The 19,736-nt window shown below is 36.3% G+C and carries 25 protein-coding genes; 9 read left to right on the forward strand and 16 right to left on the reverse strand.

Going from position 1 to position 19,736, the window contains the following annotated elements:
* Positions 1 to 26: 26 nt before the first annotated feature.
* Positions 27 to 386: a DUF4183 domain-containing protein gene (locus MKX39_RS17455; RefSeq protein WP_340770752.1), complete on the reverse strand. Its 360-nt coding sequence runs from the start codon at positions 384 to 386 to the stop codon at positions 27 to 29.
* 164 nt (positions 387 to 550) lie between these two features.
* Here MKX39_RS17455 and MKX39_RS17460 point away from each other — a divergent pair, with 164 nt between their 5' ends.
* The 3 genes from MKX39_RS17460 to MKX39_RS17470 all read left to right on the forward strand — a co-directional run bounded on the left by MKX39_RS17460 (position 551) and on the right by MKX39_RS17470 (position 2,862).
* Positions 551 to 922 carry a DUF4183 domain-containing protein gene (locus tag MKX39_RS17460; protein WP_340763926.1) on the forward strand — a complete coding sequence of 124 codons (372 nt, stop codon included), beginning with the start codon at positions 551 to 553 and terminating at the stop codon, positions 920 to 922.
* Between the two features lie 298 nt (positions 923 to 1,220).
* Positions 1,221 to 1,844, forward strand: coding sequence for a DUF1796 family putative cysteine peptidase (locus MKX39_RS17465; RefSeq protein ID WP_340763928.1), 624 nt, complete (start codon positions 1,221 to 1,223; stop codon positions 1,842 to 1,844).
* A 52-nt stretch (positions 1,845 to 1,896) separates the two neighbouring features.
* Positions 1,897 to 2,862, forward strand: a complete 966-nt coding sequence (locus MKX39_RS17470; protein WP_340764586.1) for a polysaccharide biosynthesis protein — start codon at positions 1,897 to 1,899, stop codon at positions 2,860 to 2,862.
* Between the two features lie 66 nt (positions 2,863 to 2,928).
* Here MKX39_RS17470 and MKX39_RS17475 read toward each other — a convergent pair whose 3' ends face one another.
* The 8 genes from MKX39_RS17475 to MKX39_RS17510 all read right to left on the reverse strand — a co-directional run bounded on the left by MKX39_RS17475 (position 2,929) and on the right by MKX39_RS17510 (position 9,253).
* Positions 2,929 to 3,831 carry a DMT family transporter gene (locus tag MKX39_RS17475; RefSeq protein WP_093537402.1) on the reverse strand — a complete coding sequence of 301 codons (903 nt, stop codon included), beginning with the start codon at positions 3,829 to 3,831 and terminating at the stop codon, positions 2,929 to 2,931.
* 108 nt (positions 3,832 to 3,939) lie between these two features.
* Positions 3,940 to 5,385, reverse strand: a complete 1,446-nt coding sequence (locus MKX39_RS17480) for a hypothetical protein (RefSeq protein WP_340770754.1) — start codon at positions 5,383 to 5,385, stop codon at positions 3,940 to 3,942.
* Positions 5,386 to 5,506: 121 nt separating this feature from the next.
* Positions 5,507 to 5,719 (reverse strand): hypothetical protein, encoded by a 213-nt coding sequence (locus MKX39_RS17485; protein WP_340763931.1) that lies wholly within the window; start codon positions 5,717 to 5,719, stop codon positions 5,507 to 5,509.
* Between the two features lie 53 nt (positions 5,720 to 5,772).
* Positions 5,773 to 6,237: a YndM family protein gene (locus MKX39_RS17490; RefSeq protein WP_340763933.1), complete on the reverse strand. Its 465-nt coding sequence runs from the start codon at positions 6,235 to 6,237 to the stop codon at positions 5,773 to 5,775.
* Positions 6,238 to 6,268: 31 nt separating this feature from the next.
* Complete coding sequence (locus tag MKX39_RS17495) at positions 6,269 to 7,207, reverse strand: cytochrome c oxidase assembly protein (RefSeq protein ID WP_340770756.1); 939 nt, start codon at positions 7,205 to 7,207, stop codon at positions 6,269 to 6,271.
* 6 nt (positions 7,208 to 7,213) lie between these two features.
* Complete coding sequence (locus MKX39_RS17500; RefSeq protein ID WP_340764588.1) at positions 7,214 to 7,633, reverse strand: DUF2243 domain-containing protein; 420 nt, start codon at positions 7,631 to 7,633, stop codon at positions 7,214 to 7,216.
* 521 nt (positions 7,634 to 8,154) lie between these two features.
* Positions 8,155 to 8,712 (reverse strand): isochorismatase family protein, encoded by a 558-nt coding sequence (locus MKX39_RS17505; protein ID WP_340770759.1) that lies wholly within the window; start codon positions 8,710 to 8,712, stop codon positions 8,155 to 8,157.
* 22 nt (positions 8,713 to 8,734) lie between these two features.
* Entirely contained in the window at positions 8,735 to 9,253 is a 519-nt protein-coding gene (locus MKX39_RS17510) for a GNAT family N-acetyltransferase (RefSeq protein WP_340770761.1), read from the reverse strand.
* 338 nt (positions 9,254 to 9,591) lie between these two features.
* Here MKX39_RS17510 and MKX39_RS17515 point away from each other — a divergent pair, with 338 nt between their 5' ends.
* Positions 9,592 to 9,882, forward strand: a complete 291-nt coding sequence (locus MKX39_RS17515; RefSeq protein ID WP_340763945.1) for a YiaA/YiaB family inner membrane protein — start codon at positions 9,592 to 9,594, stop codon at positions 9,880 to 9,882.
* 38 nt (positions 9,883 to 9,920) lie between these two features.
* Here MKX39_RS17515 and MKX39_RS17520 read toward each other — a convergent pair whose 3' ends face one another.
* Positions 9,921 to 10,469, reverse strand: coding sequence for a histidine phosphatase family protein (locus MKX39_RS17520; RefSeq protein WP_340770763.1), 549 nt, complete (start codon positions 10,467 to 10,469; stop codon positions 9,921 to 9,923).
* 215 nt (positions 10,470 to 10,684) lie between these two features.
* Between MKX39_RS17520 and MKX39_RS17525 the strand changes: the two genes are divergently transcribed.
* The 3 genes from MKX39_RS17525 (at position 10,685) to MKX39_RS17535 (ending at position 12,648) form a co-directional block, all read left to right on the forward strand.
* On the forward strand, positions 10,685 to 11,230 hold the full coding sequence (locus tag MKX39_RS17525; RefSeq protein WP_340770765.1) for a GNAT family N-acetyltransferase: 546 nt from the start codon (positions 10,685 to 10,687) through the stop codon (positions 11,228 to 11,230).
* Positions 11,231 to 11,347: 117 nt separating this feature from the next.
* Entirely contained in the window at positions 11,348 to 11,731 is a 384-nt protein-coding gene (locus MKX39_RS17530; RefSeq protein ID WP_340763952.1) for a potassium channel family protein, read from the forward strand.
* A gap of 137 nt (positions 11,732 to 11,868) precedes the next feature.
* Positions 11,869 to 12,648, forward strand: a complete 780-nt coding sequence (locus MKX39_RS17535) for an ABC transporter substrate-binding protein (RefSeq protein WP_340770766.1) — start codon at positions 11,869 to 11,871, stop codon at positions 12,646 to 12,648.
* A 218-nt stretch (positions 12,649 to 12,866) separates the two neighbouring features.
* Here MKX39_RS17535 and MKX39_RS17540 read toward each other — a convergent pair whose 3' ends face one another.
* Entirely contained in the window at positions 12,867 to 13,172 is a 306-nt protein-coding gene (locus MKX39_RS17540) for a DUF3817 domain-containing protein (protein WP_093537386.1), read from the reverse strand.
* Positions 13,173 to 13,196: 24 nt separating this feature from the next.
* Positions 13,197 to 13,538: a zinc ribbon domain-containing protein YjdM gene (locus MKX39_RS17545; RefSeq protein ID WP_340763957.1), complete on the reverse strand. Its 342-nt coding sequence runs from the start codon at positions 13,536 to 13,538 to the stop codon at positions 13,197 to 13,199.
* 151 nt (positions 13,539 to 13,689) lie between these two features.
* Between MKX39_RS17545 and MKX39_RS17550 the strand changes: the two genes are divergently transcribed.
* A complete protein-coding gene (locus MKX39_RS17550; protein WP_175454042.1) occupies positions 13,690 to 13,839 on the forward strand; it encodes a hypothetical protein in 150 nt (49 codons plus the stop codon).
* A gap of 163 nt (positions 13,840 to 14,002) precedes the next feature.
* On the opposite strand, the gene MKX39_RS17555 is transcribed toward MKX39_RS17550, so the two are convergent.
* The 3 genes from MKX39_RS17555 to MKX39_RS17565 all read right to left on the reverse strand — a co-directional run bounded on the left by MKX39_RS17555 (position 14,003) and on the right by MKX39_RS17565 (position 17,674).
* Complete coding sequence (locus MKX39_RS17555) at positions 14,003 to 15,610, reverse strand: thiamine pyrophosphate-binding protein (RefSeq protein WP_340770768.1); 1,608 nt, start codon at positions 15,608 to 15,610, stop codon at positions 14,003 to 14,005.
* Positions 15,611 to 15,759: 149 nt separating this feature from the next.
* Positions 15,760 to 16,392: an FMN-dependent NADH-azoreductase gene (locus MKX39_RS17560; RefSeq protein WP_340770771.1), complete on the reverse strand. Its 633-nt coding sequence runs from the start codon at positions 16,390 to 16,392 to the stop codon at positions 15,760 to 15,762.
* A 130-nt stretch (positions 16,393 to 16,522) separates the two neighbouring features.
* On the reverse strand, positions 16,523 to 17,674 hold the full coding sequence (locus MKX39_RS17565; protein ID WP_340764590.1) for an MFS transporter: 1,152 nt from the start codon (positions 17,672 to 17,674) through the stop codon (positions 16,523 to 16,525).
* 98 nt (positions 17,675 to 17,772) lie between these two features.
* Here MKX39_RS17565 and yeiL point away from each other — a divergent pair, with 98 nt between their 5' ends.
* On the forward strand, positions 17,773 to 18,438 hold the full coding sequence (yeiL, locus tag MKX39_RS17570) for a transcriptional regulator YeiL (protein ID WP_340770773.1): 666 nt from the start codon (positions 17,773 to 17,775) through the stop codon (positions 18,436 to 18,438).
* A gap of 153 nt (positions 18,439 to 18,591) precedes the next feature.
* Here the strand turns inward: yeiL and MKX39_RS17575 are convergent, their stop codons facing one another.
* On the reverse strand, positions 18,592 to 19,647 hold the full coding sequence (locus tag MKX39_RS17575; RefSeq protein ID WP_340770775.1) for an LLM class flavin-dependent oxidoreductase: 1,056 nt from the start codon (positions 19,645 to 19,647) through the stop codon (positions 18,592 to 18,594).
* Positions 19,648 to 19,736 lie beyond the last annotated feature (89 nt).

Below are 19,736 nucleotides of genomic sequence, written 5' to 3' on the forward strand. Positions count from 1 at the left end.
CCGTTGACGTCAATTGGTGTGGGCTTTTAAATTTGAATCATTTGAAGAACAATTGGACATCCCTTTTCAGGTACATCTTCCGTCAATAACAAAAGTCTTCCTTCCGATACTAGGTAATTTATTTTTGGCTGTAAAATCCCGTTTATAAAAAGGTTCATATAAGACGCATTTGCTGGATTCATCATTTGTTGAAGCCCACAATCAGCAATAGCATCTTGTTCTGTATATACTTTCTTCACACCATCCGATAATACAAAAAGTTCAGTTGTCACAACCGTTCTATGGCTCACTACTTTGGACTCTGACTTACTTACCTTTAAAGGAATGATTAAAGGCTCCGAAAAGTATGCAGTCGCTTTCTGCGGGACGTACGGTTGGTTTATCATTTCTTCCCTCCTAACATATAAATAAAGTTAGTGTATCCATGAAATAATAAAAATGTGTATACATTAGGCCCTTCTTCTCATTTTCCGAAAAAATACTCAAATGCCCATATCTCTCTCTGACTTTTAGTCATATGTTGAAAGAGAAATGAAAAGGAGGAACACGTTTGGCTTTAAAAATTGTTAAATTAGCTATCACGCCAAAACAAACGATTTCAACTTCACCTACTGTCGCACGCTATTTTCATGAGGTACCAGAAACTATCACAGAGGTTACCACTCATAAGATTAATGCATCCGATTTTCTAAATGATCAGGGGGAAATAGCTCAATCGTTGCCAGTTCTAAATCTAAACAACAGTTACTTTAATGTATATATAAATGGGGTACTACAAATGGATGAAAATTTCTCTTATACGGCTGGAGAAGACGGAATAGGCTCTTTACTTCTCTCTCTCCCCGATGATTCGGAAATTCCTAAAGGTACTCCCATTATTATGGAGACGGTCAACTTTCATCCAGAGATAGTATCAGAATAGACAGGGAAACCTGTCTTTTTTTATTTGTACTTTCTATTTTTTCCCGCAGCAATCTTGTAATCGAGAATAGTATAGACTATCACTGATAAAAGTCGGATATTGATAAGACAATTACAGACACAATACTAATTTTCTTAGTGAGATAATCTCGGGGAATCTCTAGGCAATCTTTATTATCTATCCTTAAATTATTTTCTACTTATAGGAAACTCGCCCCTGCTCTATTTCATTCTCTAGCATTAACTATTAATAAGGTGCATGTACGCCTTGACGCTAGAGAATGAAGGAGGTGAAATAATTGAATTTAAGTCAACTTAAAGGAGAATATGATGCCATATTTAGCCTTGGAGACCTTTGCTTAGCATCTATACAATTGAAAAAACACAACTTGAGACCATACTCAGGCGTACTAGATTGGATGGCTAGTCCTGAGCTATCTATGGTAAATGAACTATTAGAAAATCGTTTTATAGGCTTCCTTGAATATGATAATCTACGTGTAATCGGTTACGCCGATGATTTTATATGCGTTTCAGATGATGGCTATAATTTTGTTTCCAATCATGATTTTGATGGAGAAAAAAATACACTAACTTATTTAGGCGGCTATGCAGAAGTAATGGAGAAGTATGAACGAAGAATTCAACGCTTTCTTTCAGAAATGGAAAATGCTAAAAGAATATTATTCGTTCGAACAGAAGGTACACTCGAGGATGCAGCTGTTTTACAAGACGTGCTTTCCAGAATAGTAAAACACGACTTCAGTATCCTACTTATCAATCACACATATGTACAAGGAATTGTAGAAAAAAGTTGGCCTTTAGAAAAAGTTTGTTCGATTGAGTTTCCTAATAAAGATAAATGGGAAGGAAATCACGACTTATGGGAAGAGGTGTTAAGCGGGATTCGTTTGCGTACGTAGCTTAATGTACAAAACGTCTCTAAAATCAAACAATTATTAGGGAGGAAAAATGGTGTTTACCAATGCAACAATACTGATAACCGGGGGGACAGGCTCATGGGGAATTGAACTAGTCACACAACTTCTTCTTCTTGACCCTAGGAAAGTTATTATTTTTTCAAGAAACGAAAATAGACAAGTCATGATGCGCCAGAACTTTGAAGATACAAGATTACAGTTTAGTATAGGGGATATACGAGACGAAAACGCTCTATCTTCCGTATGTGCTGGTGTAGATTATGTCTTTCACTTAGCCGCACTAAAACACGTCCCCGTATGTGAGGAAAATCCTTTAGAAGCTATTAAAACAAATATAGTCGGAACACAGAATGTAATTGAAGCTTCCATTAAGAACCAAGTCAAAAAAGTAATTTATATTTCTACTGATAAAGCTGCAGATCCAGCTAATACGTACGGAATGACAAAAGCACTTGGGGAAAAGCTGATTCTTGGTGCAAACGAATTAGGTTCGCACACTAGGTTCTTATGCATTCGAGGAGGGAATGTGCTTGGAAGCAGCGGCAGCGTACTACCAATTTTCATCAGACAACTAGAAGAAGAAAACAAGATCCGGATAACCGATAAAAAGATGACACGTTATTTTGTCACACCAAAACAAGCGATTAAAACGCTACTTCAAGCTACAGAGTTGGGAAATGGAGGAGAAATTTTTGTCATGCATATGAATGCTTGTAATATACTCGACTTGGCAGAAGTTCTCATCGAGTATTACAACAAAAAAAATGTTCATATCATTGAAACCGGTGCTCGAGTCGGAGAAAAGACTCATGAAGTATTAGTAGCAGAAAACGAAATACCAATGGCCACCGTATTTAACAAGGATCTGATAAAAATTACCCCTGTGAACTCTACCAGCAAAACTTCTTCTATACCTTCTATTCTAGTAGATACAAAACAAAATTTAATGACAAAACAAGAAATTAAAGAACTATTAGTAGAAGGAGGCTTTCTAAAGTAAGTAAAAGTACATTTCAAATTGCCTTTAAAATAGTAAATAACAAAAAACTAGACTCGCCTAAATTGTCTAGTTTTTTTGTATTTCACTTTTAGGATACCTTTTCATCTGCTGTAGGATAAACAAAAACACACCGACTAGCACTAGAATACCACCAACAATTTGCCAGCCTACTAATCGTTCTCCTAGGAAAATAGCAGCAAGGATAGTTGCTCCTACCGGCTCTCCTAAAATACTCATAGATATCGTAGTAGCTGTTACATAATTCATCAACCAATTGTTTATCAAATGAGAAATAGTCGGTACTACCGCTAACAACACAAAAATTCCCCACTCTCTTGAATCATACCCTCCCATAGCAACACCTGCGAGTAGGTTATAGACAATGAGTGCAATAGCGGCAAAGCCAAAGACAGTGAAACTATAAATCCAATGGGAAACTACTTTCACTGCTTTTTGCCCGATCAATAAATATCCAACAACCGCAATCACACTTAGAAAAGAAAGTATATCGCCAAGAATGGCATTTCTACTTAGACCAAAATCGCCCCATCCGACCATCACTGCTCCTATTACAGCAATCCCCATGGTCATAAGTGCGGATTTCGTAGTTCTCTCTTTAAACAAAATGACACCACCAACCAACGCGATAATCGGCTGCAATGCCAGAATAATTGTTGAGCTGGCGACTGTCGTTAGTTTTAAGGATCCAAACCATAGAGCAAAATGTAGAGCTAAGAACATACCTGCGACAAACAGTAATAGCCATTCTCTGTTTGTTAGTTTTTTAAACTCTGCCCTTTTAATCCATACAACTGGCAGTAATAGCAGGGTCGCTAAAATCATGCGATACATACTTAATATAGTTGCGGGCGCATGAGACCACTTGACGAAAATAGCAGCAAACGAAATTGCTATAATGGAAATTATTAATGGTAATACAATTGATTTGGATGCATTTGCTTGATTCACTAACTTACCCCGTTCTATTAATTTTCTTTGCTTATAAACTAATCTTAATATACTGGATAAAATTAAAATAAGAAATACAAAAAACTTCTCATTTTACAATAAGAAGTTTTAGGACTTATCTCTTTTCCACTTTCTGTATCTATCATAAATACCTTTACAAGTAGTGTAACCTATTATAGCGATCGCTAGACCAATTCCTGCTAATGCTGTAATAAGTGATATCCACTCAAAAAAGGAATATCCCGGAACCTTTGACCAATCTGTTTTTCCCTTCCAATCCTCAATAACAAGATTCATCCCATAGATACCCGAAACTACTGTGAATATAGTTAACATAAACAGCAATGAGTTACGTCGTTTGCTTGCTTGATTGTTTTGAGCCTTATATAGATCATCTACAGTTTGTCTTACCTCATCAAAAAGATCTTGTAAACGAAATACTTCCCGCAACTTCTGGGTAAGCTCTTTTCCTTCTGTTCTAGCCGAAACCTCTTCAAAATAATAGCGTGAATAGAATTTTGATATGAGTTCTATTAACTCCTCTACATATCTTTTATCCTTTGCCCAACTGACTTCACTATGTTCATAAGAAACTTTTAACAATATAATTTTATAATAGTAATGCAACATTAAATTATAATAATGCACACTCATAAATTGAGAAACACTTTGTTTTAACTGTTCTTTTTTCTTGTTAGAGATAGTGACCTGAGTATGTTCAGAAGAAATTGTATATGTATGCGGTGCCCAACGATCATGAATACGCGCATCAACATAGCGGTTCACATATTCTGGGTTGGAACTAGAGATAAATGCATTTCCGTCTATATCCTTACCATCTAAATGCGCCAAGCGGAACAGCTGATCTTTTGTTATTTCATTTTTATCATCCGCTATCAAGAAAACAGAAGTATGCATTCGCTCATCCTCAAAATAAGGAAGACTCCCGTAATAACCCGCTAATTTGTCATTATGGATGATATACGGCTTTAACGGTAAACAAATATAGTCAAAAACAAGTTCATTTGTATTATTGAACACTTTACCATCATGGTGGATTTTAGCACCTTTATCCTTGGGAACCTTAGGTTCAAGCACACAAAAATGATCGATGCAATCCAATAAATTCGTCAATGTTTCCTGCTCTTGATCCATTGCTACCCGGATCGTAATTATACCGATACCGAATGGACATAAGACAATATCCATACTATTAATGATAAAATTTAATGTATGGTCATGTACTTCGTATACAAATGAATCTTTAATTACTTTGGAGTAACGCAAAAATCCCCTATTTTTAATCGAAGGAGGGAAGAGCTTATCTTCAATAAATGGTAGAAAAAATTGATCCAATTCCTCATTTGAAATGTTAATATTTTCTCCATAGTACTTATCTTGTAGCTCTTCATTATCTAAAGTAAAAAAAGTGTAATGATTCTTTTCAAGTTGTGCCATTAGCTCTTTCCGCTCTTTTTCTCGAAAAGAAAACGGAAAAAAATACGTCATATATGCATCAGTAATATTCAAGGGTTGGATTTCTATTTTATCCATCTAAGTTCTCTCCCTTGTTTGTCATTATTATTCTTTACCACCGTACATTCATCTATAAACCAAAATACAGTCATTCCTAAAGTTTACTTTAGGAATAACTGTATTAGCTAACTAATTATTACTAAAGATTGTTGTTGTTGTTATTGTTGTTGCGGTTATTGTTACGTTGGTTTTGATTGTTGTTGTTTCTGTTTTGTTCGTTTTGGTTTTGCTCGTTTAGATTGTCAAAGTTGAAATCTTCACCGAACTCAGCTGGATTGTTTTGGTTATTGTTATTGCGATTGTTGTTGTTATTATTGTTGTTATTGTTATTTCGGTTATTATTGTTTCCCATGACTGCTCACCTCCCTGACTGTATTAGATTGGTCCAAATAGTGAATTATATACTTACTTTTTTAACTTTTTATCAGTGCTTTTTTCTTGTGCTATCGAATCAGTATCGAACTCCTCAGCAAACTCCGTTTGGAGATTCGTTCGATTATAGTATCCAACCTTCTCATCAGGATTAGCTTTCTTTGGTTCAAAGATATTTGTGTCCATATATCGATGCAACAAGAATTCTCCTATCATTAACAACAGTGCAGATATAAAAGAAGCTGTCCCTAGAGCAATTGGTTGCTCATAAAAATATGATCCCAACAAGTAAATGACGGCATAGGCAATGACAAAGTCACTTATCCCCGCCCAAGTATTTCCTATTCTAGGTAATATAAAGACATCTCCTACATATCCTACCGCTGTTAGAACCACACTAGTAATGAGTATATCTGTAAAAGAAACGTCATAAAAAAGACTTAAAACAATCCATAGCACCGCAGTTATCATGACAAACTTCATTAATAATGCTTTCATATACACTATTTAAACCCACCTTCCAAACGCTTTACCTTTTTTTAGTTAATGGATCGGCCTTAGACTGTTGCTTTGCAAACCATTCATTTATTTCACGATAACTCATCCCCGCATTTGCATTTAACCTCTTTACTTCCTCAATGTCTGTCCCTGCAACTGTAAATTTTTTATTATTACTTATAGCAAACCCTTCCTTCCCATTATTGAATGTAGGTCGACTTTTTTTGTACCATTGATAAAACAAGATTATAAGTAGCCCTACCTCCACAGTGTCCCCACCATAGTACATAATCATGCTACCTAATTCCGCTTGATCAATTGGCACTCCCGTTGGAGGATTCGCATAAATATATTTGGAAAGAACGGAATGACCCGCTAAAGCCAATACAAAAATAACAGTCCGGTATAAGTAACTTTTTCTAAAGGGTGTCACATCCACATAAATGATGGAAATTGTAAATACATACCCAGCTAAGAAAATATGTGTATGAATAATCACATATAGGAGCATATTTTCGTGCATCATAAGAAATAAATCGGTTATGTAAAGCACCCACAAGCCACCAATATTTAATATAGAAGCAACAACTGGATGCTGAACAAAATGTAGAGGACGGCTGTTGCGTAAAATTTTAGTTAGTTTCCTTGCTGTTGGGATACTAATCGTACGGAGAAGTAGCGTCACTGGAGCCCCTAAAGCCATCAAAAGTGGTGCCAGCATCCCCAGTAATACATGCCCAATCATATGAGCAGAAAAATCTGTGTGCGATAAATCTGCGATGGGACCAACTAGCGAAAGCAGCGCACATAATATACCAAAGCTCCAAGCAACCATACGGTACCCTGGCCATGTTTTTTTCTTTCGATTGGACAGAACTACCGCCAATATATATATAACAAATAACAGGATAAAAGGAATTGCTAAAAAAATTTGGAGAGTAGCAGCTGAATACTGTTCATGAGTATGCACCTAAAGTCAGCCCTCCTTTTTATGATTTGTCTGTTGTATTAAAATAGCTCCGATCAAAATCATTAAGGCAGCCAAAATATTCCATACCAAATCATAGGGTAGTATATCTACGCCATAGCGAATCTGGTGTAAACCCATCCATTTATGCTGAATAATACCGTCATACAGTTGAAATACACCTGCGCCTAAAAGAATTCCACCAATCCATCTCTTCAACCAAAACGCATGTCGCCTATGAAGGTCTGCTAGTAGAAACGATGCTCCTATCGTAGCTATAAAACTAAACGCATGAAAGAGACCGTCCGATACTAATCCAATATCGGTAGTAGATTTATCATAAAAATGGTGCCAATGAAGAAGTTGATGAAAAACTACTTCATCTATAAATGCCACAATCCCAAGTCCAAATAAAATACCTGTCCACATATTCTGTTCGGCATATGCTTTTTTGTTCGGATTTTGTTTAAAATCAGAGGAAGCGCTTATTGAATTGGTCATTTTAAAACCCCTTTTTAGACTAGCTTTTCCTTTTCCATAAGGAATTAAACTTTTCTCCAATGATTCGTGACTAATGTTAAGCGAAACAGAGATATTTTTGTAAGAATGAAACTGTTATTAACAGGATATCCACAGAAATTTCTGACAACTTAAAAATGTATTACCATCTATACATAGCTCCCCTAACCTAGGAAGAGCCTCTCTTTCACAGTATATCCCGTTGTGTTTTAGTCAATAAAAATTATCGTTAATTTAAACCCTTCCTTTAAATATGTGTATAAGTTTTCAAGAATTACTAGCTACCAATTATTTTTACTCTCAGTATAAAAAAACTAAGACTTATTCTCTTCTAAAAAATAAATACCAGGGAAATCAACAATGTTAGTTGTTAATTTCCCTGGTATATTACATAGGATTAGTATCGATTATTAAATTTTCCAACTCCAAGTTCACCTATGCGTATCATGTTGTGGCTGAAACAAATCTTCTTCAGCATTTCTAACCATAGAAAAGTTATCTACATTATAATGTCCATGCAGTATTTTATTGTGATGATTAATAATCTGCTCCGCTGAAAGAACAGATGACCCAGTTGTTGAATGTCCATCTCCAACTAATGTAACGTCTAATTGTGAAACGGTTGCAGTACGTACCGCTGTATCGATGCAATGCTCAGTCTGACATCCCATAATTACTACGTGTTTAATCTCGTGTTCATCAAGATATTCCTTTAATCCAGTTCCATAAAATGAGTTCGTTGCAGCTTTATCGAATGTCTTCGAGTCTGCTGGTAGATTAATATCTCTGTGTACTTGAAACCCTTCACCTTCTCCTTCTGCCACATCTGTATCTCTTACAAAAATGATCAAAGCGTCTGATTCAGTTGCTTTCTTTATTGCTAAATTGATATTTTCAATTAGCTTTTCTTTTTGAAATACACTAACCTCTTGGTCATTTCCTTCTATTAACTCCTGTTGCGCGTCGATGATTAATAATGCTTGTTTCATAACCACACCTCTTTTTATTTTTTCAATTCCTGGACGAATGAAGCTCCCATTCCATTAAAAGACACCTATCTTCTAATTCTTTCACAACTCGAAACCCGCATTTTTGATAACACTTTATGGCATGTAAGTTAGTGCTTTTGACATCCAGTACCACTGTATTGATGCCTAGTGTGGAATATAAATACTCTAACAAAGCACTAATCATCCGAGTCCCTATCCCTTTACCCCATAAATCAGATCTTCCGATAAATTGATCAATTCCATAGATAGGTTCTTTCAATGGATAGCCGTATATTTTTAACTGCTCTTTAGGAACTTTATAATATTGAATATAGCCTATCGATTCTTCTTTATATTCCACAATGCAAGGCATCACGTCATGCTCCTTATTAATTCTCGGACCGTACTTTGCAATTACTTGTTCTAAAGTCAGCCTCGGACCATAATACTCTATGACCAAATCATCATTTAGCCATTTTGCCATGTAAGGAAAGTCGCTTTCTCTCATAATTCTAATAGTCACGTCATATTTATGAATCATAGCGCTCTCGCTTACTTGTCACAAAAATTCGGAAGATCTGCATGGATATAATACCCCTCCATTAATATTTGCCATTATCAAACAGTGAATCATCTGACTCCACACACTGGATGGTTACATCAACTCATCGGTGATCAGTGGATTTTGCTTACTACATGAAACGAGTAAACGTGAGATAAGTAATATAAGATCACAAAACATTTTTGGGGATGAAAAAACATAGCTACCTACTTTTCTATAATTGTCTTATACTTCTAAATATTTCATATTATCATTCATCTCTGATAGAATATAATTCATACAATAACTATTAGAACGAAACTAAAGGGGAGTATGACATGAATCAAAAACGGTATCGCAGGCGTAATACGATGGCATTTACAGTACTTGCTTACTTTACGTTATTTGCAGGTGTTGTTATGTTCTGCATCGGGCTTTATAACGCAGACAATCTGCAGCTTAATGAAAAAGGATATTATATCGCAGTAATGATTTTGGTTGCAGTTGGAGCCATTCTTACACAAAAAGTTACTCGAGATAATGCTGAGGACAACGACATCATTGCCGAGCAAGAACAGGAACGACAAATGAGCAGCAACCGAATCCCATCGAGTTCTAAAGAGTCTTAATAAAAGTTTAAATCCTGTTATTTTTACACAGGATTTTTTTATTGTTCTATTTTATTTATGTATATAACGCCATTAACTTGCTCCAACAAAAAAATATCTGGGTTTTTCATCTGTTGCCACTGAGCAAACCCAAAAGTTGGATCATAGTGATTAATGAGTAGCGACAAAATATTTCCGTGAGTAACAATTCCTACGCAATACTTTTGTTTGTGTTCAAACACCTCCTCTAATACCGTTCGTATACGGGACAGTGCATGATTACTAGACTCCCCGCCTAAAAATATTAAATCTCTTTCTATAAACGTTCTCTCTAGTTGTTCTAACCAGTCCTCCATAGGTTCTGCACTCAACCTGCGTTCTTGTAAATTTTCATCTATAAGGACAGGAATTTTATTGCTTTCGGAAAACGGTTCAATAGTTTGGAGTGCTCTTTTGTAGGGACTTGAAATAATATAATCGATCTGTAATTTCTCTAACAAAGGAACTAACCGTATGGCTTTTCCTTTCCCTTCATTCGTTAACTCCGCAGATGGTTCTTGCCCCGTTGCCTCACAATGTCTGATTAAATAAATTTTCTTTCCTACCATTTAATCACCCCTCTACATTAAATTCGCTATTTCTACTTTTATTCCTGTTAAATATATAAATTTTCAGAATTATTATATATACTTAATTTAACTAACTATTGAGGAGTGATTAAGATGAAAAACATTCTACAGGTGATTGAGAAGTAAAGTATTACACTTTCTCTTTCCAACCCAACAAACCTATACACTATTACTGGATGAAAAGAGGAATAATTTTGTACCAAGACAATGAACTAGTTATTAGACCTATTAAGCGTGAAGATTTAACGAGACTTTGGGAACTAATGTGCAAGGACGAAAAGCCAGAGTGGAAAAAATGGGATGCGCCCTATTATGAATATAAATCGGTACCGTATGACAAATTCATGGAGAAAGCTGATTCATATATAAATAGAGACGACTTTTGGGGGATAGAAGTAGATGGGATATTAAGAGGAATTGTTTCTTACTACTGGGAGCATGAACCTTCAAAATGGTTGGAGATGGGTATCGGACTTCACGAAGCCGGCAGTTGGGGAAAAGGATTAGGAACGCGTGCTTTCAGACTTTGGATGAATCATCTATTCACTACACTACCACTTGTTCGAGTTGGTTATACCACTTGGTCAGGTAACGAGCGAATGATTCGAGTCGGCGAAAAACTAGGCATGACAATGGAGGCTCGCATTCGAAAAGTGCGGTACTATGATGGATATTACTATGATTCCATTCGAATGGGCATTTTACGAGAAGAATGGGATAACTCAGCAGCCAACAATTAATCTAAATTGTGTCAGACAGAGCAATATAGTAAAGAATCTACAAACTTTTTCTAAGTAGAGTGGGACATTTATTGATATACTACTTAAATAACAATCTTATATGTAGGTGGAATCAGTATGTTGTCCTTTATTTTAACAGTTAAAAGATTTATTGAAGCTTTAGTGAAAGCTTTTAAAACTCCGATGTTCTTATCTCTCTTTACCACGTTATTTCTGATCATTCTTTCTGGCACACTCTTCTATACAAATAAAGAAGGTTGGGGTGTCGTAGATGCCATATACTTCTGTGTTGTAAGTCTAATCCCAACTGGTGTAAATACAAACTTAACACCTGTAACCAATTTAGGTAAAATATTCACCATGCTATACTTGGTTGTAGGTACAGGGGTCATGTTTATCACACTACTTACTTTGGGAAAAACAATGATTAATACAAAAGCATTAGAAGAAAGAAAAACAGAGGGTAAAAAGAAGCTTAATGAGTATAGAAAGAAAAAATAACTATATGAGTATCAAAACCAAGGACGTTCAATGGAGCTCCTTGGTTTTTTTCTTTTAATTTATTAAAACGTAAAGGAGAACTCTTCTCTTACCACGAACTTATTACTTAGCTGAATAATTAAAGGAGGACCATTAAGATGCATGAAGTTATAGATCACCTTGGTAGAAATGTGATTCTTCCTCATTCACCTAAACGCATTATTTCTATATGCCCCGCCATTACAGAAACACTTTTCTCTTTAGGCTTAGAAAAAGAAGTAATTGGTCGCACTAAATATTGTATCTTTCCTAAAGGGACAGTTGACCAAGTCCCGATTGTAGGAGGAACAAAAGAAGTTGATTTTGAAAAAGTTAAAGCGCTTCAGCCCGACCTTATATTTGCTGAAAAAGAGGAAAACACGAAAGAAATGGTATTGGAACTTGAAAAAATAGCACCAGTTTTCGTGCTAGAGGTAAAATCTATACTAGATGCATATAGGCTCATCACTACACTTGGTGAAGCTACAAAGACTACAGAGACTGCAAACTTCCTTTTAACTTCCTGCCAAAAATCGTTTCAATCCGTAGTAGGTAAAGGCAACGGTAAAGCCGCATATGTTATTTGGCGGAAACCTTATATGGTCGTTGGTGGCAACACTTATATAAATGACGTGCTACATCAAATGGGCTATCAAAATCCTTTTACTAACGAAGGCTCTAGATATCCTGTTGTCACAAAAGAGCAGTTAGCTAATGCTCAACTTGATAAACTTTTCCTAGCTTCAGAACCATTTCCATTTCAACAGAAACATTTAAATGAGTTCCAATCATTTCTTCCCCATACAGAAATAATATTAGTGGATGGTGAGATGTTTTGGTATGGCTCCAGAATGCTGGTGGCTGGGGAGTATTTAGCAGAATTAGAAAGGGACATGTGAATTGGAGTTTATAATAATAATTGGCGGCATTATAATAGTTATTACTTGCCTGGCAATTGAAGTTAATCTTAAAAAAACAATTGAACAAAATGAAAAAATAATAGAACTGTTAAAACAGTTGGGAGAAAAATAATTTCTATCTTATTATGAAACGGCGGGCGTTAGACTAAATGCAAAATAGGCACCTTCCCAATTCGAGCATTGGGGAGGTGCCTATATTAGTTTTGAAAACGAGTTTCCATTTTTTTAAGCTGCCAGTCATAAATAAAGTTACCAAAAGGAATAAATGCAACTGCCAAAGCTAGCAAAGACCAGATAATATTCCACTTTAATCGAATTTGTACATATAAAATAACAAGTACATACGAAACAAAGATAAAACCATGTACAGATCCAACTATCGTAACTGCCATTGGTATATCCATCCAATACTTTAAGGGCATCGCAATAAACAAAAGGACTACCAAGGATATCCCGTCTAATATACCTGCAATTCTTAATTGTCCAAGTGTGTTTTTCATCATACATTTATACCTACATTTCTATATTTATATCTTCTTCACAAATTCGGATTTTAGCTTCATCGCACCGAACCCATCAATTTTACAGTCAATATTATGATCTCCATCTACTATTCGGATACTTTTTACCTTAGTACCTTGTTTTAACGTAGAAGAACTACCTTTCACCTTTAAGTCTTTAATAACCGTTACCGCATCCCCGTCATTTAAAACATTTCCATTCGAGTCTTTTACAACTTGTTGTTCCTCATTATTCTCACTTACCACCTGTTGAGACCATTCGTGAGCACATTCCGGACAAACAAACATATTTCCGTCTTCGTATGTATATTCAGAATTACATTTTGGGCAATTTGGTAAAGCTGCCATATTATATTCCCCCATTCACTTATTAGTCTCCATTCTAAAGTATTGCTTCACTGCATTCAACCACATACTTATTCTTTAATGTCTAGATGTTTACCACATTCTTCCGATGGGTACTCAATCTTTAAGACTATAACAGTAGGAGTGAGCTAATATGGAAGAAGAAAAACGTGTAGAGGTTCATCGCGAGGAAAGAACTGACTCAGGAATGGTTGGAGCTACCTTTATCAAATATGCAGCATATTTAATCATATTCTTTGGTGTTCTTTGGTTCTTAATCTCCTATGTGTTCCCGATGTTTTAATTCGAAATGTGTAGCGCCTATGTAAGCCCCAATAAAGGATTTTAGTAAAGGCATACCTTGCCTTTACTAAAATCCTGAAGTGACTCGAGGGGCTAGGCGCTAGAACTAGACAAAATAAAAAAGCGATATCCCCATTCGTATTCCAATGGAGATATCGCTTTTCTTATTCTGTTTCCGGAAAGAAAGCTTGAGCAGTCGGAATATCCACTAAACTTGGCCCCGCATAGGAGATTGCACTCTGAATGACAGATTCTAGCTTGTTCTCATCATGGACTCGAAAGGCTTTCCACCCACACACTTCGGCTATCTTAAGAAAGTCTGGATTAGTTAGCTTAGTTCCTATTTCTTTTAAACCTGCCGCTTGAATTTTGTCACTTTCCATTTGTAACGAACCATTATTGAATACAATAACGGTAATATCTAAATTATACCGAGTAGCGGTCAAAAGGTCTGCTAGCACCATCTCGAGGCCACCATCACCTACAATAGCAACAACTTGTTCCTCTGGTTTCTCCATTTTCGCTGCGATTGCTGCAGGCAATCCAAAGCCCATGGAACGCCAATAACCTGAAAAAAATATGTTCTGATTACTTTGCCTAAAATTACGATTCATCCATACTGTTACATCTCCAGTATCAATTGTTAGGATTGCGTTTTTTGCAACTGATTTCTCTATGCCTCGTACTATACGTGAAGGGTGTAGCGGGTAATCCGTGGCTTTCCCTTCTTGTTCGTTCTCATTAGCCCATTTAGTTTTAATCTGCTCAATACGATTAAGCCAGTCGGTATTCGGCTCATGTCCTGCGATGGTCTCATGAAGAAGTGGAACAACTTGCTCTGTTTTACCTTTAATAGCTAGTTCCACTGGAATACCACTTGTAGCACTTTCTATATGTGTATCAATTTGAATTATTCTCGCCTTTTCCGGAACATAACCTTCTGGCCACCAGGAAACACCAGCAAGAAGTACAACATCAGCGTCTTTAAAAACTTTCGGGGCATGAGGGTTTCCTCCTTCTCCAATCCCTTGGAGAAGATATGGAGTTGTCTCCTCAAAAAGTCCTTTTCCACCGAAGCTTGTAATAATGCCTGCTCCCCATAATTTAGCTAAACCTTCAATCGCTTCAGTGGCTTTCCAGGCACCTGCTCCAGCTAATATCATCGGTTTCTTTGCTGTTTTCATCAGGCTCGCTACTTTTTCCAAATCATCCCTTTGGAATGTCTCTGCTCCTTCAATTACTTGAGGAAGTGGTCGTGCCTCTACCTCGGTTTCTTTCTCAAATAAATCCTTTGGAATAGAAAGATGGGTAACCGCTCGTTGTTGCAATGAAATTTGAGTAGCTTTCTGTAGTAACTCAACAATTGCATCTTCACTAGCTAAATTTGCCGAGTAGGTAGCAAATGGTTTAAACAGCTCTTGTTGGTCTACATATTGTTGAAAATTGGTACCAATTTTATTTAATGGTGCTTGACCTGTAATAGCTAGTACTGGGGCTCTATCTGCATATGCATCTCCCAATCCATTTAGCAGATTTGTTGCACCTGGTCCCATTGTAGATGTACAAACAGCAAGGTTTCCAGTAAGCTTCGCTTCTGCAGAAGCCATAAATGCTGCAACCGATTCATGTTTCACTGTTATAAATTCAATCTGATCCTGTTTAGCTAATGCATCTAATAATCCAATAATTGTATCTCCTGTGACTCCATAAATACGCTTAACGCCGTAGTAAAATAGCTGATCCAATATCACTTCTGCAACTGTTTTCCTCATAGACTAACCACTCCTTTATATTCTCTTATACTTAAAAGGTGCCCTTAATCCTTATGAAATAAACTTTTACAAATTATATAGAATCGGTCGCAACAAAAAAAGCGTCCATAAAGTCTAGTAACAGACTTCATGAACGCTTATTGATAATTTTATACTAATTGTTTTGAAAGTTTTGTAGCAGCTGCTTTTACTTTTTCTAAGCCTTCTGCAACAATTACCTCTGCTTGTGCTGGCATAGCATTATGGCCTTCAATAATTACTTCGTCCACAATTTGCATACCGAAAACGCCACCTAATACATTTTTCATGTAGTTAACAGCCATTTCCATTGGTGCTGCTTCTGGTGCAGAATAAATACCACCGCGAGCATTTAAGATAACTGCTTTTTTGTCCGTTAATAATTGCACTGCTTGACCATTTTGGTCGTATTTGAACGAGAATCCAGCTTGGTAAATATAGTCAATAAACACTTGTAATGGTGCTGGAATTGTTAAGTTCCAAAGTGGGAATGCGAATACTACTACATCAGCAGCAGTTATAGCATCCATTGCTTTTTGTTTAGCCGCTATTAAACGAGCTTCTAGTTCTGTTAACTCTATTCCCTCTGATAATTTACCAAATGCATTAAAAAGATCTTGTCCGATAAAAGGCATGTCTTCTGCAAACACATCATAAGTTGTTACGTTTGCGCCTTCTAGATTTGCCATAAATGTATCATACATTCTGCTAGAAATAGCTTCTGCAGAAGGACGGTTATTTGCTTTTACTACTAAAATATTCATTAATTATTTCCTCCAATGTTTTATTACCTTGGTAATCATAACAACTTATTATACTACTTTCAATTACTTTGAATTCAAAACGAATATAACTACTTTTTTGTCGTCACTAATTTTTCACAATTCCTTTAGCTTAGTAGCTAAATCTTCTACGTGTTACCAGAATAATAATCATTGCTGGAATTGTACATAAAATCATACCTAAAAAAGATAAACCTGGTTCAATTTCATATAGATAGCCACCAACAAATGTTAAAATAGCTGTGCTTAGGCTAAGTGCTAATCCGGAATAAATACCTTGCGCATTGGCAATTTGTTGTTTTGGTAAAGATAAATTCAAGTAGCGAATAAAAGCAATATGCGCCATTCCGAAAGACAGTGCATGCAGCGCTTGAGAAATGATAAACATTCCAACGCTAGGGAATAAGTAAATCATACCCCAGCGGATGGTAGAACCAATCCCTGCTAACAACAATAAGGAGGAAGGTCTCCACTTAGACAAAAAGGTATCCGCCTTCATGAAATACAAAACTTCAAAAATAACCGCAATATTAATAATCATACCGATATAGAAAGGATTTACATTTAAACCCTGCAAATAAATATATCCATAATTGTAATAGGCAGCATGTGCACCTTGAAGTAAAAAAACAACGACGAGTACAATCGGAAAGGTTTTCACTTTCCAAAGCTCCTTCATCGATAGCTTTCCTTTCCTATCTTGTGGAGAGGGAGTTACAAGTAAGACTGGCGGAGTCGGCATGAACTGCTTGATCAATAAAAATAATAATCCTATAATCATACTCCAAAGAATCGCTTGCTCTCCCCAAACCCCTGTTAACATACTTATAATAAGAACTGCAACTACAAACCCAATGGATCCATACGACCGACTTTTTCCGTAGTGCACCTTTCCTTGTCGTACAAGTGAAGAAGCCCCACTTTCAATGGCTGGCATTAACGTCGGATACACTAAACTAAATAATAATGTGATCAGTAGCAAAGACATGCTAGAAGTTGCCGGTATATAGAGAACAGTTGCAAATAAAGCCAGTATAGTAAAGGTAATAATTATTTTTTTGCTACTCATAAATTTAGACATAAAAGGAAATAAAAACATGGTTGCTGCTGCACGTGCAACTAAACCAAATGCCATAATCATACTTGCATTAGCTACAGTTAAATTCTTCCCTTCAACTAACCAACCGGTCCAGTATGGTAAAAAGATTCCCCATGTAAAAAAGAAGACAAAAAAGCTCTGCGAAAGCCAACGCTGATTGTTTATCATTTTACAAAACCTCCATTCGCTAGATTGAATGTTAGCATGAGTCAAATTATAATAATAGGAGATATCTCATATATTTGAAGGGTGGATGACATACCATGAATTTACTAAAGGGGTTAGAAAAGGAATATTACATAGAAAAATATACAATTCAATCACTTTTTTCTTTTGACATTTCTCCCTTTGTACAGGTTTTTCAATTTGAAAAGGGCGATTTTATCATTCAAGAAGGATCAGCACCTGAGTATCTCTTTTATATGGTAGAAGGTAAGGCAAAACTCTACGTGTCCCACAAAAATGGCAAAGTTTCATTGATCAACTTTTTAACCCCACCAATATTCATGGGAGAAATCGAACTATTAAACGAAGAAAAGTATTCTAAAAGTATACAAACTAGCTCAAAATGCATTTGTTTAGGAATCGCAATTGAAAAATGCAAAGAAAAACTACTAGCGGATGCTCATTTCCTGAAATATTTATGTATATTTTTAAGTAATAAATCAACTGCTCATTCTACCAAGTATACAAAGCATCAAGCGTATCCGCTAGAAAATAAGCTAGCAGAGTTTATACTTTTATCCTCACACGAAGATATATACAGGGAAAAGCATACGGAAATCAGCGATTACTTCGGCGTATCCTACCGACATTTACTGCATACATTTGCTCAATTATCAGAAGCAGGTATGATAGAAAAAATAAAAATGAGTTACAAAATATTAGATAGAGAAAAGCTTCAGGCGTTAGCCGACGAAATCAAATAAAATACGCCGTAAATGAGCCAATCCTATCGATTAGTGAAAACGTTATGATATCTTTTTAAGACAGCTTTCTAGAGGAAGCACTATTACAAAAAACACCTTGTAACGAATTTCTAATCGCCCCAAGGTGTATATATTATTACTATTGATTTAATACTACTTAGCTGTATATTTTTTAATAGCAGGCAGAATCTCAGTGCCTATAAGTTCAATATTCTTCATAAGTTTCTCGAAAGGTACGCCGCCAAAATCCATTTGTCCGATATATCTTTGATGACCAAATACTTCATGCTGGTATAGAATTTTTTCAATGATTTGCTGTGGACTTCCGATATTCATGACATTATGCGGGTCTGCTCCTAACGCAAATGCGTCTCTTGGATAACCACTGCCATTCGATAATTTCATCCCTTCATTGATATAAGGATAGTATTCGTTTTGTGCTTGTTGTGTCGTTTCTGCTGCATAGAAGAAACCAGCAGTTGCTACTGGAAGTTCAGCAGGATTATAGCCACTACTTTTAGCTGCATCGCGATATGCATCAATAGAGCGTTTAAAAGAAGACGCTGGTCCTCCTAAAGTAGCTAAAAACATTGGGACACCAGCATGCCCTGCCTTAATCGCACTTGCAGGATGTCCACCGACTGCACGCCAAATGGGTAGTGAACCGTCTTGCGGGCGTGGGATAACACTTGCATCTTTCAATGGCGCTCGGAATTGTCCACTCCAATTGATGACATTCTCTTGGTTTATCTTCAATAATAACTCAAACTTTTCTTCGTATAATTCCTCATAATATCGAACATCAAACCCTAACAATTCGAATAGACCTATTCTAGATGCGCGTCCAGCTACAATTTCTGCACGTCCTTTGGATAGCAAATCTATTGTGGCAAAGTCTTCATAGACTCGAACTGGATCTGACGTACTGATGATTGAGGATGAACTCGCAATCTTAATCTTATTAGTTGCTTGTGCAATTGCTGCCAAAACAACTGTGTGAGCCTGTGTTGCAAAATATTCCTGGTGACTCTCTCCAACACTGAAAAAGTCAATTCCCGCCTGCTCTGCTAACTTTGCCAACTCTATAATTTCATGTATGCGCTGCGCTGCAGAGATACGTTCTCCTGTATGCGGATTTGGCATATGATCCCCTAATGTATATAACCCAAATTCCAATCCTTTGCTTAGATCAATACGATATTTTTCCATTTACCTCACCCTTCTAATTTACGGTGTTAATAACTATTATCTCTACGAGTAGTATAATATTGAAAGTCAAAATACATAAGTACGCACAA

The organism is Psychrobacillus sp. FSL K6-1464 (genome assembly GCF_038003145.1).
Taxonomy (GTDB): domain Bacteria; phylum Bacillota; class Bacilli; order Bacillales_A; family Planococcaceae; genus Psychrobacillus; species Psychrobacillus psychrotolerans.